The organism is Terriglobia bacterium, assembly GCA_036496425.1.
Lineage (GTDB): Bacteria > Acidobacteriota > Terriglobia > 20CM-2-55-15 > 20CM-2-55-15 > 20CM-2-55-15.
In genome coordinates this window covers 1-15,861 of the sequence record DASXLG010000136.1, presented here as the reverse complement: position 1 = coordinate 15,861, position 15,861 = coordinate 1, and the positions used below count along the sequence as shown (strand labels likewise).

Annotated in this window: 12 protein-coding genes; 7 read left to right on the top strand and 5 right to left on the bottom strand. The window is 51.1% G+C overall.

Annotated elements, in window-relative coordinates; all coding sequences use genetic code 11:
• Entirely contained in the window at positions 1–174 is a 174-nt protein-coding gene (locus tag VGK48_09645) for a hypothetical protein (protein ID HEY2381426.1), read from the bottom strand.
• A 163-nt stretch (positions 175–337) separates the two neighbouring features.
• Here VGK48_09645 and VGK48_09640 point away from each other — a divergent pair, with 163 nt between their 5' ends.
• The 6 genes from VGK48_09640 (at position 338) to VGK48_09615 (ending at position 11,788) form a co-directional block, all read left to right on the top strand.
• On the top strand, positions 338–679 hold the full coding sequence (locus VGK48_09640; protein ID HEY2381425.1) for a helix-turn-helix transcriptional regulator: 342 nt from the start codon (positions 338–340) through the stop codon (positions 677–679).
• Positions 680–773: 94 nt separating this feature from the next.
• A complete protein-coding gene (locus tag VGK48_09635; GenBank protein HEY2381424.1) occupies positions 774–2,189 on the top strand; it encodes a hypothetical protein in 1,416 nt (471 codons plus the stop codon).
• 578 nt (positions 2,190–2,767) lie between these two features.
• Complete coding sequence (locus tag VGK48_09630) at positions 2,768–3,706, top strand: hypothetical protein (GenBank protein HEY2381423.1); 939 nt, start codon at positions 2,768–2,770, stop codon at positions 3,704–3,706.
• A 669-nt stretch (positions 3,707–4,375) separates the two neighbouring features.
• Complete coding sequence (locus VGK48_09625; GenBank protein ID HEY2381422.1) at positions 4,376–4,759, top strand: hypothetical protein; 384 nt, start codon at positions 4,376–4,378, stop codon at positions 4,757–4,759.
• A 124-nt stretch (positions 4,760–4,883) separates the two neighbouring features.
• Positions 4,884–5,987 carry a HEAT repeat domain-containing protein gene (locus VGK48_09620; GenBank protein HEY2381421.1) on the top strand — a complete coding sequence of 368 codons (1,104 nt, stop codon included), beginning with the start codon at positions 4,884–4,886 and terminating at the stop codon, positions 5,985–5,987.
• Positions 5,988–6,010: 23 nt separating this feature from the next.
• A complete protein-coding gene (locus VGK48_09615) occupies positions 6,011–11,788 on the top strand; it encodes a putative Ig domain-containing protein (protein ID HEY2381420.1) in 5,778 nt (1,925 codons plus the stop codon).
• A 382-nt stretch (positions 11,789–12,170) separates the two neighbouring features.
• Here the strand turns inward: VGK48_09615 and VGK48_09610 are convergent, their stop codons facing one another.
• The 4 genes from VGK48_09610 to VGK48_09595 all read right to left on the bottom strand — a co-directional run bounded on the left by VGK48_09610 (position 12,171) and on the right by VGK48_09595 (position 15,362).
• Positions 12,171–13,469 carry a hypothetical protein gene (locus VGK48_09610; GenBank protein ID HEY2381419.1) on the bottom strand — a complete coding sequence of 433 codons (1,299 nt, stop codon included), beginning with the start codon at positions 13,467–13,469 and terminating at the stop codon, positions 12,171–12,173.
• 248 nt (positions 13,470–13,717) lie between these two features.
• Entirely contained in the window at positions 13,718–14,212 is a 495-nt protein-coding gene (locus VGK48_09605) for a hypothetical protein (GenBank protein HEY2381418.1), read from the bottom strand.
• On the bottom strand, positions 14,209–14,583 hold the full coding sequence (locus VGK48_09600; protein HEY2381417.1) for a helix-turn-helix transcriptional regulator: 375 nt from the start codon (positions 14,581–14,583) through the stop codon (positions 14,209–14,211). The genes VGK48_09605 and VGK48_09600 overlap by 4 nt, the downstream gene beginning before the upstream one ends.
• A 551-nt stretch (positions 14,584–15,134) precedes the next feature.
• The gene (locus VGK48_09595) at positions 15,135–15,362 is read right to left on the bottom strand and encodes a hypothetical protein (GenBank protein ID HEY2381416.1); all 228 of its coding nucleotides are present in this window, start codon (positions 15,360–15,362) and stop codon (positions 15,135–15,137) included.
• A 31-nt stretch (positions 15,363–15,393) separates the two neighbouring features.
• On the opposite strand from VGK48_09595, the gene VGK48_09590 reads away from it, so the two are divergent.
• Positions 15,394–15,822 carry a recombinase family protein gene (locus VGK48_09590; protein HEY2381415.1) on the top strand — a complete coding sequence of 143 codons (429 nt, stop codon included), beginning with the start codon at positions 15,394–15,396 and terminating at the stop codon, positions 15,820–15,822.
• Positions 15,823–15,861: the final 39 nt, after the last annotated feature.

Below are 15,861 nucleotides of genomic sequence, written 5' to 3'. Positions count from 1 at the left end.
CTACTTTCTCTTTCTATCGCGGTCATTCCGGCCGTGACGGTATCCCTGTTTGTACTCGTCGAGCCGGTCTTTATCGCCCTTCGGATAGCTCGTGAAGATGCGTTCTTTTACCGGTGGGTTATACGTGTATTCCCGGCCGTCGCGACGGCCGCGGTTGTAATCTTTGTTGCTCATATTCGGTCCCTTGGATTTGTCTTGGCTGCCATCCGTGCAAGTACTCAAGACACTGAATGGGTGTTAGGCAAACCAGTAAATACCATTAATACGCGGTTACGGCAAGCGATATAACCGCGAATCCGATGTGTTGTGCGGTCTTCCTGTTGCGTATACGTGGTATGTGCGAAATGTCGTCAAGACTGTCGGAGCGACCATTCGGGCCACCCGCGAGGCCCAGAAGCTTTCGAGGGAAATATTGGCGGAACGTGCCGGCCTGCATCCGAATTACATCGGCGCTGTCGAGCGCGGTGAGATGAATCCGGGCATTGAGAACATCGAGAGAGTGGCACGGGCCCTCAAGACACCGGTGTATAAGCTATTTCTTCGTGTCGGAGAAAAACCGGACCCGAGTGCAGACGAGCTATTGGCCACCATCGAGAGCGCGGACGAAAAGACGCGACACCTTATGCTTGCCCTTGTTCGAGCTATTCAGGACTGGCGTAAGGATCACGTTCAGCGATAAGGATCGATCCTTCCATAACAAAAATGTTCGCAAATCAAACGCGCGGGTGATGCGATCGGCAACAGCATCGCATTGAGATTAGAATGTCTCTCGTATGAGTGAAGAGGCACTGAATAAATTCGGAGATGCTATCAAGCCGTTCCGAAACCTCTGGCGATCAGTGCGGGTTGCGGCGTTGGCAGCCCGGCGAAACGAACGTTGGGTTTCCATTGGTCTCCGCGTCACCCTCGGTGAAGGCAACCCGCGAGGGGTGGTACACGTGATAAGAGAGATCGAAGAATTCCTAGCATTCGATATTGAGCTGCCATTTTCGGAGATGGGAAATATCGTGCGGAGTCTAGTCGTAGACGGACACGTTCCCATCATCCTGCAACCCACGGCCGTAATTCCGGAACCGATTTTTCTTTCAAAGACGCCTGAAGGGCCCGTTGCTTCGGTTGCCCCGCTCCATTGGGATGCTCCGTTCCGGTCCGAACGTCTCCAATCCAAGCAGTACTACAAGATTGATCGGACCTTCATTCGAACCTCCGCCACGTTAGACCGGATGTATGAGATCCTCCCGGCAGATGTCGCACAACGGATTAACTGGCGCATCGGTCAAGAAACGGAGTTTGAAAACCTTGACGACCTGGGCCGCACGCTTATTCCTGGATGGACGGCATCCTCAGATTCAAAGAATGCGGAGATATTAGCGCTCCTGCCCTTCGACCTTGCAAGCGCTTCGCCAGGGCGAATCAGTATCCGAGCTCCGGCCAAGGCCTTCGCGAACGGTCTCGACTTGAAACTCACATTCAAGCCAAACGGACGCGCCCAAAGAGCAAAGCTTCCAGAAAACACGTCCCCTGAGCAGGATGGAATGACGTGCGCTGAGTATGTGTTCGATTGGCCTGACGGAGCGGAGATCGTAAAGGCATCTCTTTATTTCGCGAACCAAATGGTGGATTCCAATGAGGTAGGCCGATGGGACGATGCCGCGACGGCACGTCTTGCACTGAACAGTTATTTCGATCCCGGCCACAAGTACCTCAAGGAGTTTCTGTCGGGAAGCGAGCAAAACAGAGGAAAGAGCCGACAAGAGCTTTTTGAGATTGGCGTAATGCGTCTTTTCGGGCTCTTCGGCGTACCGGCTGTTTGGTACGGCGGGGGCGGTTCCTTAGATCAACGTCCCGACGGCTGCGCGATAGTTCAAGACAACCAAGGACATAGACACGTCATACTTGTTGAATGCACCACAGACAAACCACTCGACAAACTGACCGCAATCAGTGCGCGTTCGGTGGAACTCTCGGCACGCCTGGGGAAGGAAGTTGATGTCATTCCGATCGTCTTTTTGCAATGCGAGCCACTTCCGCCAGAAGTTACCCAGGCCGAAGAAAGCCACATTGCTCTCATCGGAAAATCAAGAATTGAGAATCTGATTTCACTTCTTGATAGACATTGGATAAGGGTTGACGAACTAATAAAGATGTTGTCAGATTCCCGATACCCGAATCTGTTCCGGACCTTTTGACAAGGTTTATGACGTCCGCGCTGGTTTGCAATATCAGGACATTGGTTTCGCCCTCTCAGACGACATTGGCTTGGCTGGTAGGCGACAAGCAACTTGGTCTTTTCTTCGCAATTCGTGCTCATCCTGAACCTCGCGCAGATCGCTGAGTTATTTTTTCGCATACCATTGAACGATGACGTGTCCGGGGTGCGGATTCGGAGGTATCGGTAAGGCCAGTATGGATTGGGAGGATCTGCTGTGGATTTTACTTCTTCATTCTCCGCGGCGCTGTCAGCGGTGCCGAGTGAAATTCCGCGATTGGTTTTGGAGAGTGTGACCGAGCTTCCCCATGACACCAGGTAGTCGATGTCACGAAATGGTCGGTGGGATTGCTGGTATTGCACGGCCATAGTGATTCCACATGTTGCCTCTGACCTATCACCTTCAGTCCGCATCATAAATTATGTGTTGACGAAAAGACGATCCACAGGTACATTTCCGCGCCAGTTCCCGCTAAGTTTATCCAATTTCACTTTCGGCGGTCGCAAAGTGCTGACGCTGAGAGCAACTGCCGTCAAACAGCTCACAAGGAGGAATTAATGCCAGACAAAACCCGCAAACCCCCTCAAACCGGCTATTCTGAGAATCAGTACCTATCACATGTTGTGCGAACAGTCGTAGTCGCCTTGGCGATTATGTTGACGATTGGCAGTCCTGCTTACGCAGATGTTGTGACGTGGAACCTTGTAGGAAACTATCTATTCGGATATGAAGTGGACAATGGTAATTACGGTTTACCGATGGATATTACGTCCATGAATTCCCTTACTGGCACATTTACCGCGACCACAGTACCGGGAGGGAGTATTTCAGGGGGTCTTGTCCAAGGATCACAAATCAGTTTCGTTAACAGTAGCGATAGTGGATGTTGCTCCGCATACTTCGAAGGTATGATTGCTCCGGACGGAACGATGTCAGGCACCCTTGCCGACAACAACGGTCACGGGTTGTTCGGTGGTTTTTGGTACACCATCTCGGGTAACGCCACGCCGGTAACCTTACCGGACTTCCAGCTGTTTGAATATACCGGCAGCGCCAATTGCCCGAACCTCCCCGCTGGCGATACCGGCTGTTTCGATTTCGTGAACAATACACACAATTACGCGGTTACCGGGTTCGATGTTGGTAACTCCAATGCCCTGTCCGACAGTACAACACGGACCAACTGGGGTGCAGATATAACTTCGATCAATTATGGAACAGGTCCCGAGTCGACATTTGCATATTTCGACAACGGTGCGTCGAGCGCTAACCCCCTGGTCCATGGTTCCGACAGCAACTTCTTTTATACGACCGCAACGTCAGGGTCGCCGTTCGAAGTCTTTGCCGATGGCCCGAACGGCCCGGTGAGTTGCATCGGTACAACTGGCGGTGGATGCAATATTGTCACACCTGAACCCAGAGCCCTATCGCTGCTCGGGGCTGGGTTGGCAGCACTAAGCTTTACACTGATGGGTAGGTCCAAATCGAGGCGATAAAGCGAAGCGTTCTATAGGTGAACTGGCACTCCACTTTTTTGTTACGTCAAATCTGAATGTCAGGAATTTGAGTGGAATGTGGGGGTTTGAGTGGCGGTAGCCGCGGTGGAAGCGGGTTTGGTTGCTGCTGTGTACAGCGGTGGCGGAGGCTTTGTGGATAAGGGCGGTAAAGCAGGTTTCGAGAAGGGCGTCTATGAAGTCAGGAAGCCATTGCCGAAGACACCGCAAGGAGATTATTGAACGTCTTTTAAAGGGCCCGCAGGAACGCGTGTCCGCAAGGGGAAGGCGACAGGTGGCAATGTGCCATACGGGTATAAACGGCACGGCAAACAGTGGACGGCTGATACGGAAGAATCAAAACTTGTCCGAAGGATATTTGAAATGTCCGCGGAAGGGACAACAGCGACGGCAATCAGCGTGAACGGATATACACGCCGGAATGGGCGGCCATGGATTGCTCGGCAGGTTCTTGATGTCTTGCCGCGCCGAGATTTATACCAACGCGGAGAAATGCGCCTGAAGTGAAATCGGGGCCGCTTTGTAAAGGGGAACCGACAGCGACCGGCAAGCCGACAACAGAAAATCGGAATATCTGTGGATAACTCGCGTTGCGGCCTTTACGTGAACTGCTATATTTAAAGCGTTCCGTTAACCTAACTCGTTTTACATATGCTCCCTACGATACTGATAGTTTTTGTCATTGTTTTGATAGCTATAAACAGCCCAGCATCTACACGGTTTTATGAACGACGATTTCAAACAAATCAAAAAGCTTTTATAGTTGCAGGAATATTAACGTTTCTTTTGCATATCGCGGCCAATCTGTTGGCTGGTGGGTATTCGCCCCCGCTCAGTCACGTGCTCGGTGGTATACCACAACTCGTTTTGGGACTGACAGCAATCATTGTGCAACTAATGATGTGGATAGTTGCGCTGATTGTTGCAATCCAAGCTTTAAAAAAAAAGAACTATCAAAGCTTCATTCTGGGGCTCCTCGTATTTGCTCTTATTTCGATCCCGATATTGCTGCCACTACCTGCATTATTCCCCTAGACTTTACGGTCAAAGCTCGTAATAATTCCGCAGATTAAATGCAGCCGATGTGCGTGCTCAGTGGCATTGATTTCCATGCAATTTGTTCATACTTAGTTCATGGCACGGTTATCAGGAGGTCTGAATGAACGTTGGAGGTATCCATCGGAAACTCAATGTGCATTGCACTAAAGGAACGCTCATTCTGAAAACAAGGCCAAAAGTGTGGACGACGCCATTAATTCTTGCCAGCATATACATTCTTTTGCCAGCAATGGGATTCCTTTCGTTCTCGCAGGCACAACGAGTAGACAGTGCTCCTTCCGCATTTGTTAAAGGCGAGGCAACTCGACAAACTAAGATAGCTCAGGATTTGATCAGAAGGGGTAAGGGGGCGGTACCAGATGCCCTCTTGCTTCTCGATTCTCCGGATATTCAAATTCAGGCCGCCGCGTTAGTAGCTCTTGGGCGCATTGGCGACTCCGGGACATTATCTAAGGTTTCACGGAAGATTGCGAGTCCGAGTGCCTTGGTGAGGGCTACGGCTGCCGCCGCGTTAGGAGACTTGGGCGACAAAGGTGCGACTTCAGTTCTACTATCGACGGTGAATGACCCCGACCCATCTGTGCGTATCCAGACAATACTCGCCCTAGCTAAATTAAAGGTGCCTGAGCTCGAACCGGTAATGAAAGCTGAGGCCATTCGTGCGGAAGCAAGCGCTGGAGAGCGTCAGGCTGCAATTGTAGGCTTAGGTAACATCAAATCAATTCGCGCTGTAGGAGATTTGATATTGATAGCCACTAATGCAATTGAGCAAGAGCATACCCGCAGCGCAGCGATCGCAGCTCTCGGCGCAATCGGAGACAAACGAGCAGTACGGCCGATTGTGAAGCTACTCAACGATCCTTCAGATACAGTTCGATTTAATGCCGCAGCCTCATTAGGAACCCTAGGAGGCTCCGACGCCGAAGAGGGTCTGATTCGGCTTCTGCGCGATCCCAACCAACCAAACTTTATTCGAATTCGCGCTATTGGGTCGATTCGATCTCTTGGTACCGATGCGGGCACTCAAGAATTGTTCCGCATATCACGCGAGGAAGGTGAGTTTATCGCTATGCACGCTGTCCGAGCTTTGGTAATTACCGGCGCGCCAGGGGGCAAGGCAGCAGCTTTAGAGTTAAAAATGAGAAGTAAAGATGCGTTTGTCCGTTCAATAATGGATAGGCTTATCGTCGGCGATACACGCTAACGGTCCGGCTACCATAGCTAATAATGCGAGCATTACGCTGCTCTTTAATTATTCTGCTCTGGATGCTTACGGCTGTTAAAGCGTATGCACAGGATGACTCCAGGTTTCAAGTCGTAGAACCACTTAGCCCCGGCGATCTCGTCTATTCGGAGAGTGGTTCAATACCATGCCACGTGATAACTTTTTTCGGCTCCGATCCTTGTCATGTTGGCATCTACATCGGTGATGGCAGCGTAATAGAGGCTGGTTACAGCTTGCTAAATCCGTTACATGCAGTAACTACGACCACACTATCTGAGTTTGAAAGTCGAGGAACATATCCGGTTGGCTTTAGAGGCTCAAAAACAACACTTATCACGCCAACTAGTGCGCAGCGAAGCCAAATCGTAGCTTACGCACAGACGAAGGCGGCCAGAATTACAGATTATGATCTGGATCCTGCAGGCTACGGCTACGAACCACCATGCGGCCTTCTTTCGGTGTCCTTTGGAGTTTCTTCCTGTTACGATGCTTTCGATGACTATAATGTATTCGACTGTGTTGGGCTCGCGGAGCGAGCTTATGAATCTGCCGGGCTAGATCCAACTCCGGCGGAAGAAGGAGGGGACTTCTTATACCCGACGGATCAGTACTTCTCATCGCAAACTACTTATCCTTCCACGGCGATTTCCACTGACGCGGGATTTAGCACGACGGTAAAGTCAAAATTTTGGTCATACTTCGCTATTAACGTTCCTGCGGGCAAGTCATTCCTGAGAGTAACAACAAATGGATCTGACAACATCGATTTGTACATTGAAAAGAACGACTTTCCGACGCTTTCTTCTTATGCATGCGCAAGCAAATCCACCACAGGAAATGAAACGTGCCAAATTAGCAATCCTAGTGCGGGTGTTTACGGGATTGGAATCTATGGCTACGATAACAACACCGCAACACTTGGAAGCAAGACGCTGGGCTTTTCTCTCCTGGCATCGTACGAGCCCAACCGCATTTCAGTGCAGGCGACCCTGGACGGGAGCCCTATCGTCGGCCCAATACTCGCCAATTTTACTATCGATTCTCTCGATGGTTTAACGCATTTGACCGGAACGTCATTACCCAACTCTTTCGTTGATGGGCAGCCGACGCCCGTTTTGCCCGGTGCGTATACGTTGACGTACAAAACTGGTGGTCCAAACTCGTCGAGTGTCACGGTCTTGCCTAGCGCTCAACAGATTCTATGTTCGAATGGCAATAGCTGTCAGATATCGTTCACTATAGCCTTCACTTCGAATGGGAGCCTTTCAACAAACCCAGACTCGGTCCTTTCATTTGGAAATGTTGGGACGAACATGACATCTATTAAGACGGTTACTATTCAGAATAATGGAAGCGCATCGTTTCATGTCAATTCAGTCCAACTTAATGGCACCGGTGCATTTTTACTTGTTTCTCCGCCGTCGACTCCTGCAGTGGTCTTTCCAGGTTCGTCACTGCTCATTACCATTAAGTTTGCTCCGAACGCCCCTACGACTTATGCTGCGACACTCGCGATTGGAAACGATGCCACAAATGCTGGGCCCACAAGGAACGTGACTCTTAATGGCGCAGGGGTTCTCACAGTCAGCGCCCCCGCGGCTCCAGGATTAATTGGCCCTGGTGCCGCTAGTGCGCCGGGCCAACTGATTTCAAGCGCGACACCAGTGTTTTCATGGACCGAATCTTCCAATGCTGCCTACTACAATGTTTACGTCTCAGAGCCACCATATGGCGACGCTCACTTGGTCTACACCAGCCCCAATATCAGTTCCGGCCTTACCAACTTCCAAATTCCATCCGGACATTTGCAAGTGGGGGTGGCGTATCGCTGGAATATGTCCGCCACAAATTCTGTTGGGACAGCCTTCGCTCTGCCTCCGATCTATTTTGAAATTACTAATGGAGCCGTTAGTCCCACCATTACAGGTGTGTCACCCACAAATCTGGTGGCAGCTTCAAATTCTCAGACCATAACTTTAACTGGCATGAATCTCTCCAGTGCGGCTAGTGTAACGTTCAATGTCCCCACAGGAGCAATACAGATTTACCTCAGCAACCAGTTCCTGAACCAATCTGCTACATCTATCTCAGTATCCACACCGTTGAATGTGTCGGGACCGTGGTCGGTGGTGGCTTCAACATCAACTAATCAATCCTCAAACACGTTCCCTTTCCAGGTCACTGCCGCACCCCAAAAGCCTGGAACCTTCCAATTGACCGCAAGCCCACCCACTTGCAATCCACCGTCAATCCTTCCGATTGTCGGCATAGGTTGGACAGCTTCGGCCCAAGCGAATTCGTATGACATTTACCGAAATTCTTACCCAGTCGCAACCATCCAATCCAATGTGCTTTCCTGGACTGATCCCGCAAACTTGAGCGCTGGCGCGAGCTACAGTTATTACGTGATCGCAAGCAATGCGCAGGGAACGACTCTATCAAATGCCGTTTCTGTGAATATTCCGGCGAACGTCTGCTATTTGCAGCCCGCTGGGAACATTGTGCTCGGAATCAACGGCGGCGGATTCGCGCCGGCCTTCACGCAGGGCCAGTCACCTTCTTCTATCGGCTTGCCGATCAACGATGATTCCGGCAAACCAATGTTGGGCAGCGTCACGGCCAGTACTCAGTCAGGAGGCAATTGGCTTTCATTGAATGGTCAGATTGGATGGACTTCCCCAGCCACTCTGACAGTGACGTTCATCCCTACCGGATTGGCGCCAGGAGTTTACAATGGGTCACTCATCCTAAGCTCTCCTCAGGCATCAAACTCACCTCTTATCGTTCCTGTGGTCATGACAATTTCGGCGCCGCTAGTTATTACAACGTCGCCTAATCTGCCGGACGCATTTGCTGGACAGCCATATAGTGTGACTCTTCAGGCGAGCGGTGGCATTGGCCTTACTTGGAAGATCGAGGACGGAACGCTTCCATCAGGGTTGAGTTTGAATTCATCCACGGGTGTTATTAGCGGAACGACGGGGGCAATTTATGGGACTTCTCCTGAGTCGCTGAATATTAGCGTTCGGGACTCGGCTGGCCGGTACGTTTGGCAGGCCTTCACAATCAACTGGCGTCAGGGAATCACGGTCGGCACAACGGGCCCCACGACCTGGGTGGTGGGCACTCCCGTCCAAAATTTCGCGTTTTCGCTTGCCGCCTCAGGTGGAAGGGAGCCTTATCAATGGTCCGCAACAGGTTTGCCCGCCGGTGTGGTATTAAGTCCGTCGGGGGCACTGACTGGGGCGCCAACTTCTGCCGCAAATCTGTCGGTTACCTTTACTGCCGCTGATTCTATAGGCCTGACCGGTAGTCTCACCATTCCGATCAAAGTTATTCAAATACCGTTGCAGATTTACGGACCACCGACGGGTGGAACATCGCCATCAATGACATCAGGCGTCGCCGGAACCGCCTATTCCCAAGCCTACTTTTATGCGTCAGGGGGGACTCAAAACGCATATCAGTGGACGGTTTCAGGAACTCTCCCCTCAGGTATGACCGCAACTCAAGGCGGCGGGTGTAACCAATGCAGCCTGATAGTGTCAGGCACTCCGACTACTGCGGGCGTTTATCCCCTTACTGTTCAGGTAACCGATTCGGCAGCAAATACGCTGAGTGCTTTCGTTGTTCTCGTTATCAACAACCCTGGAAACGCACCCAAGATTACGGCCGCGACACTTCCGTTATCAACAATCGGTCAAAGCTACCAGTTCGCTTTTGCGGCGACAGGTGGAACAGGCCCTCTTACCTGGACAATCAATGGCCCCATATCGGATTCCACTGTTGCCTTGTCTACGGGCGGAGTGCTTACCGCTAATCCCAATGTTCCGAACGACTGCCAAACCGGTCCTGGGATTTACTTGCCGCCTCAATATGCTCCCTCCAGAGTATTTTTTGTCCAGGTTACTGACGCTGTGGGGCAAACCGACGTGATTCAATCCTGTCTGCCCGCTTACTACTCGCAACCAGAGATCCGAGCCCTTTCGCCGTCAGGTGCTGTGCCTAATGGCTCAAGTGTAACGATTACCTTGCAAGGGCAGAACTTTCTGCCAGGTTCACAAATTCAGTTCAGCAACACTGCGCAACCAACGACCTATGTATCGCCGACCGTCCTTCAGTTCTCACTACTGCCTGCTAAGTATGACGAATTCCAAATGCCTAACGGGGCTCAGCTACAAGCCTATAATAACTGGCCAATCAATGTCTTGTCGCCGTATACCTACCGGAGCAACACATTGCCGTTCGGGATCTATCTGCCGAAACCTACCATCACAAGCGTTCAGAACCACCTTTATAACTCTACGCGGCTGTGCATACCCAATCTAAACTGTCAGCTCGTCCTTACGGGTACCGGCTTTACCAGCGAAACTCAATTTCAAGTCATTGGCAATTCACAATATATAGATTACTTGGACACGACTTCAACCGTCGCTCCGTGGACCCAGGTTACGACCAGTAGCTTTTATGTGACAACGCCAGGAATTTATACAATTCAGGTGACCAATCCAAATCAGCCCGACGGCAGCTCCGCCACTGCTACTGCCACGTTTGACATTGTTTCCAACTTCGCTATCGTGCCCATACCAGCGAGTTTCAATCCAAAATTCACGCAGGGTGATTCCGGTTCCACCGCCTCCCTGTATATTGCACCTTCACCGGACGGTATAACCGGTACAGCCGTGGCCAGCACTCAATCTGGCGGAAATTGGCTAAAAGTTAACAGTCAACTCTCGGTTAATTGGACTACTCCTCAAACCCTTACGCTAAGCTTTGACCCATCAGGGCTCGCACCTGCAACCTATAATGGATCGATCACCCTGACCGGGCCGCAATCACCCAACTCGCCCCTCGTCGTGCCGGTAGCGATGCTGGTTTCCACCCCGTTGAAAATTACAACGTCATCGAGTTTGCCGGATGCTTATGGGGGGCAGGCTTACAATACTGCTCTTCAGGCAACCGGAGGAGTGGGGTTGATTTGGACTATCAAGAACGGCTCTCTTCCGGCGGGCCTAATTCTGAACCCTTTGACCGGCGTTATCGGTGGCACTGTTGGCTCCATAGGTTCGACCGCTACGCAATCAATCACAGTCAGTGTCGAAGACTCACTGAATCGATCGGTGTCGCAGACTGTTGCCATCACCTGGAAACCAGGCATTGTCATCCTTCCACCGAACTCAGGGTTGACCACGTTGGTTGTGGGCACGCTCATTCCAAATACTTCGGATTACAGCTTTAACGCCTCAGGGGGAACGACGCCATATCAGTGGTCGACTACCGGTTTGCCGGCAGGCATTACGTTAAGTACATCTGGCCAACTTGGTGGCACCCCAACCGCAAAAGGTAACTATTCGGTCGTTATCTCAGTGACTGACTCGATAGCGTTGAAAAGTGCACTTAGTATCCCCCTACTCATTTCACAACTGCCGCTGAAGATAGTTGATAACTCCTTTGGTAATTCACCACCGGTTGCTCCTTCCGGAACACTGGGAATCCAATATCAAGCATTTTTTATCGGGGGTTCCGGCGGCTCGCAAAATGGCTACCAATGGGCAACTAACGGCGGACTTCCACCGGGAATTAATGCTGGACCTCCTGCAAACTGCTCCCTACCCGGATGCGCATTGAGATTCTCCGGTACTCCCTCAAAAGCCGGTACCTACCCGGTAACCATTGTCTTGTCAGACTCGGCTGGAAATTCGTCTACGAATGATCTTATATTCGTGATTAGTGAAGCGGAGTTGGTCAAGAAAGTGCGCGGACAAATAACAAGCCAATGAAACTTGGAAACCCAGCGAATGCATGCGCCGTAGCCCTATCACGCTTGCCGACCTTGAAACAGGGAACAGCCTTCGTCTGACGATCAACCGCACAGAATGTCCACACATCACCAATTCTATATAGTCGGGTCTTCATCGGGTTGGATGTGCCGCTCTTTTTTACCAACGAAACAGCAAATATCATCAAGCTGGATATCGTCACAGGGGAGGTTACGCATCCGTTCATCAAGGATGCGTGCAGTTCGGGGCGAACGTTCGTGGCTGTGCCAGGACATTAGGACTTCAGGACTTTACATTGCGTCAGGCGAGGCGGTTTCCATTGGGAAATACCGCGAGCATCCTTCCCTTTATGCAGACCAATTGAAATCCTGAAGTCCTAATGTCACCCAGCCTGTTCTTCCGTCATCACCCCGAATCGCCCGAAAAGCGCTTGGATGCGGCCGTCCTCGCTTGGCAGAATTTCGAAGACACCGCCGCGCCTTCGAGTTCGGATATTCAATTGGCGGCGGACCACAAAACCCACACGTCTACTTGAAGCGAGTTCCTGAAAGTCATCTCGGTATTTTTCATTCAACTTCATTGTGATCGCCTTAAGCGGGAGTGCCTCACCAGTCCATAGTTCTTTGATGGCTTCCACGACATACTGTTCTATGTTCCCGCTCCGGTCGAGCGACAACTCCGCGCTGTATTCTCGGATAAGGCCGAGAATCTCATCGCGTTCGTCGTCGCCGACCACACTCAATAACGGTGCAAAGATTTGGCTGATCCGTGGCTCCAACAAGCCCTCGATATTCTCGGTAACGGAATACTGATGAAGGTTTCGGAACCGGAACATGAGCAACTTGTTGCGAAGCTTCTCTGCCTCCTCTTGAAAGCTTTCCGGCAAATGGAGCGGCATGTCGGCCCGTGGTCGATTCCGTCCCATGTCCTCCGAGATGAATCGGCTCTCTAGCGCAGGGTCATCATAGAATCCCCGCGTTGCAATGACCTTCGGCCCGAACACGGTATATGCGACAGGATTAAACACCTTGCCGTTTCCGGCCTGTTCACTCCGCAGCACCGGGAAGCCTTTGCTGTTTCCATTATTGAGAATCTTGGCTATGTCGCTTTGCTCATCCGAGTAACGGAAATCTCCTTCGTCGATAACGAGCGTTCCTCGAAAGCTATCGAGCATGCGAAACAAGGGCGAAGCCGTCGTCGCTCCGGCAAAGATAGCTCTAAAACACAAGGAGCCGACAACGGTAAGAAAGCGAGTTTTTCCGCTGCCGAAATCACCTCTCGCACGGAGGTACGGCAAGGTGGCAAAGCCGTCATATATCCAAGTCAGCAAAATGTAATACGCGGCAATGTTTTCAAAGACGGGTGAGATGGTGACGTACCGGTGCAGGTATGAACGGATTTCAGCAACGAGGGCTTCCTTCGTATCGTATTCGTCTGCGGCCGACGGAAAGAGAATGACCCGATTCCGTATCAGATTGTTGGTGGGTGGGTATGGCGTAAGCACTTCGGTATCACGGGATGCAAACGATGGCACATACTGCACTGTGCCGTTCCGAAACATCGCGAATAGCGTTTCGGCACGAGCACGCTTGTACACCGTCTCAAGGCACGTGCCCGGCACCGGCTCGCCGCCGATATACGGGATTTTACTAATTTTCGGTTTTTCATGATTTTGTTCCATCGAATTGCATTCGAGCGTCGAGACGTTTCTGCCGCAACGTCTCCAAAGCGGCGACGAACATATGGACACTGATCATCGGTTTTTCACAGTCGTATTCTTCATGCCACAGCTCTCGTTGAAACGAGTCCGCGAAAGCAAAATCTACCCGGCACTTGGTAGCATCAATTCCTGTGAGAATTACTCCTTTCGCAAAGAGGAAGCAGCCAAATATAAATCGTCAGTTCTCCAATAGTTGTTGGTATGCATGGTCATTCTTGTTGAGTAAGAAACGTTATGGCTAATGCGATGGCATCGAACATCGGAACTCGGAAGTCCTCCGGGTCTGAACGCCCGCGCGGTCGTGGCTGAAGTCCGCCTAATTCCGGGAACTCCCGAACAATTACTGCTCTGATGTTGTCCTTATTCGGACGTGCATCTCCGATGCGATCCTTAAAAGCGCTCACAATGTCTGTCAAACTGTAGCTCACTACCCCGAACGCGTACGTATTGACTGCACGATGAACCATACGCAACATCAGGTTTCGAACCGAACCGGATGTTCTCGTCGGTTTTGGCACGACCAGAACATCCGGTTCAAATCGATGGATAAGACGTTCGAACAGCGGAGCGGCGAATATTTCATTCCGTTCCCCGATCGGTTTCGATGTGAGGTCTTTTGACCCCCAATCGATAAGGGCTCTCCCTTCGAAAACGGCGTAGCCGATTTGGCGGGATTCGGGTTGTATCGCGAGAATGGTATTCATGTGATTGGATCAGTGCCGTCGCTATCACCGTTAACAATGACGGACAGCTTCTGGTACAGAAGTTTGGCTCTCTTCTCCAGGCGCCCTGACGTAACGAGGTCTTTTTCGAATGACCGCATGAAGCGCCGGATATTGTTATCGGCCCGCGCTTCAAATTCGTAATTCACATATGGCCAGAGATCTTCAAATCGTTTTTTGAAAAGAACCCGCAACGCAATCGACTCCTCAAGAGTCGGAATTGCGAGACCTCGCTCCCAGCGGGACACCATCTCCGGGGATTCCAGGCCCAAAATAGCCGCAATCTCGGCTTGACTGAGATCCAACTTCTTCCGACAGGTACGGAGATAGTTTTTGAACGTGCCACGAGTCATTGTGTGCATATGCTCCACGGTACCGAAGCTTGCTAACAACGTGCAGACGTGGAAATTCCACTACAGGTGGAAAAGGAGAGCCATCAATGTTGGGCGGATTGACAAGAGAATGGAAATGCTTAGGATAGCCCGAGGCAGAGAGTCTATTTCCGAAGCCGACGTGAGAATGTACGGCTCAACAAGGCCGCAATTAATCGCGCTGCTTCATGAAGCAGGAATCGAACCCGCTGCCTCTGCCGCATTATCAGATTAAGACGAGTTGTCTCTAGAGACAACTCACATATCCACATGTTATCCCCCACGATCACTTTTCAGAAAAGGAAGTATCACGTAATCTCAAGATTGCCGACGCTCCTCAAAGAGCGCGGGCGCAGTCAGCAAGATCTGGCTCAGGCAACAGGACTCGCCAAGGAACGCATCTCCCGACTTGTGAGTCATACGACGGTTGAAAGAATCGTTTGCTCATCGGCCGTAAAAATCTGTCTGGCATTGTCCAGATGGAAACGGTCACGAGACGGCCGCCGGGTATCTGTCCGATTCGATGATGCCTTTCAAATAAAGCGGGCACGATAACCTGCTACATTTTCCACTCTTTGTGGAATTTCCACGTCTGCTGTGGTTGTCCCCACCGGCAGTACAGTTGTCGGATGGAAGACCGGGACATTCTCATCGAAGCGCTTCAGGAAGACTACCCGATGCCGACCGAAGAACAGATCACCCGGTTGGATGCCGACCTGACGATGGTGGCCCACATTCTTGTTGATTACTTTATTCAGCAAAAACGCTGCGGCAAAAAGATCTCTGATCCATATGCAGGCAGCGAAGCACTACATGAAAACAGTAATTTACGTTCGAGTATCCGATCCGGGGCAGGTAGAGGGCACGAGCCTGGAGTCGCAAGAAAACGCGTGCCGTGAATATGCCGAGCGCAAGAAGGCGACAATCGAGAGAGTTTTCATCGAAAAAGGAGAATCGGCCAAATTTCGCGATCGTACGGAGCTTCTCAAGCTCATCGAGTTTTGCCGAAAGCGCAAGGATATCGGCATGTTGATTGTCTGGAAGGTGGATCGACTTGCGAGAAACGTCGGAGACCACCTGGCCATCAAAGCTGAAGTGGCAAAGTATGGCACCGCAGTCTGTTCAGTTACCGAGCCTATTGACGATTCGCCCGTGGGCAAAATGACGGAGATGATCCTTGCCGTCTTTGCAGAGTTTGATAATTGTAACGCGCCACGATAATTTGCGTCATCGCTGTCAGGGTAATTTGCCTCGAGATTC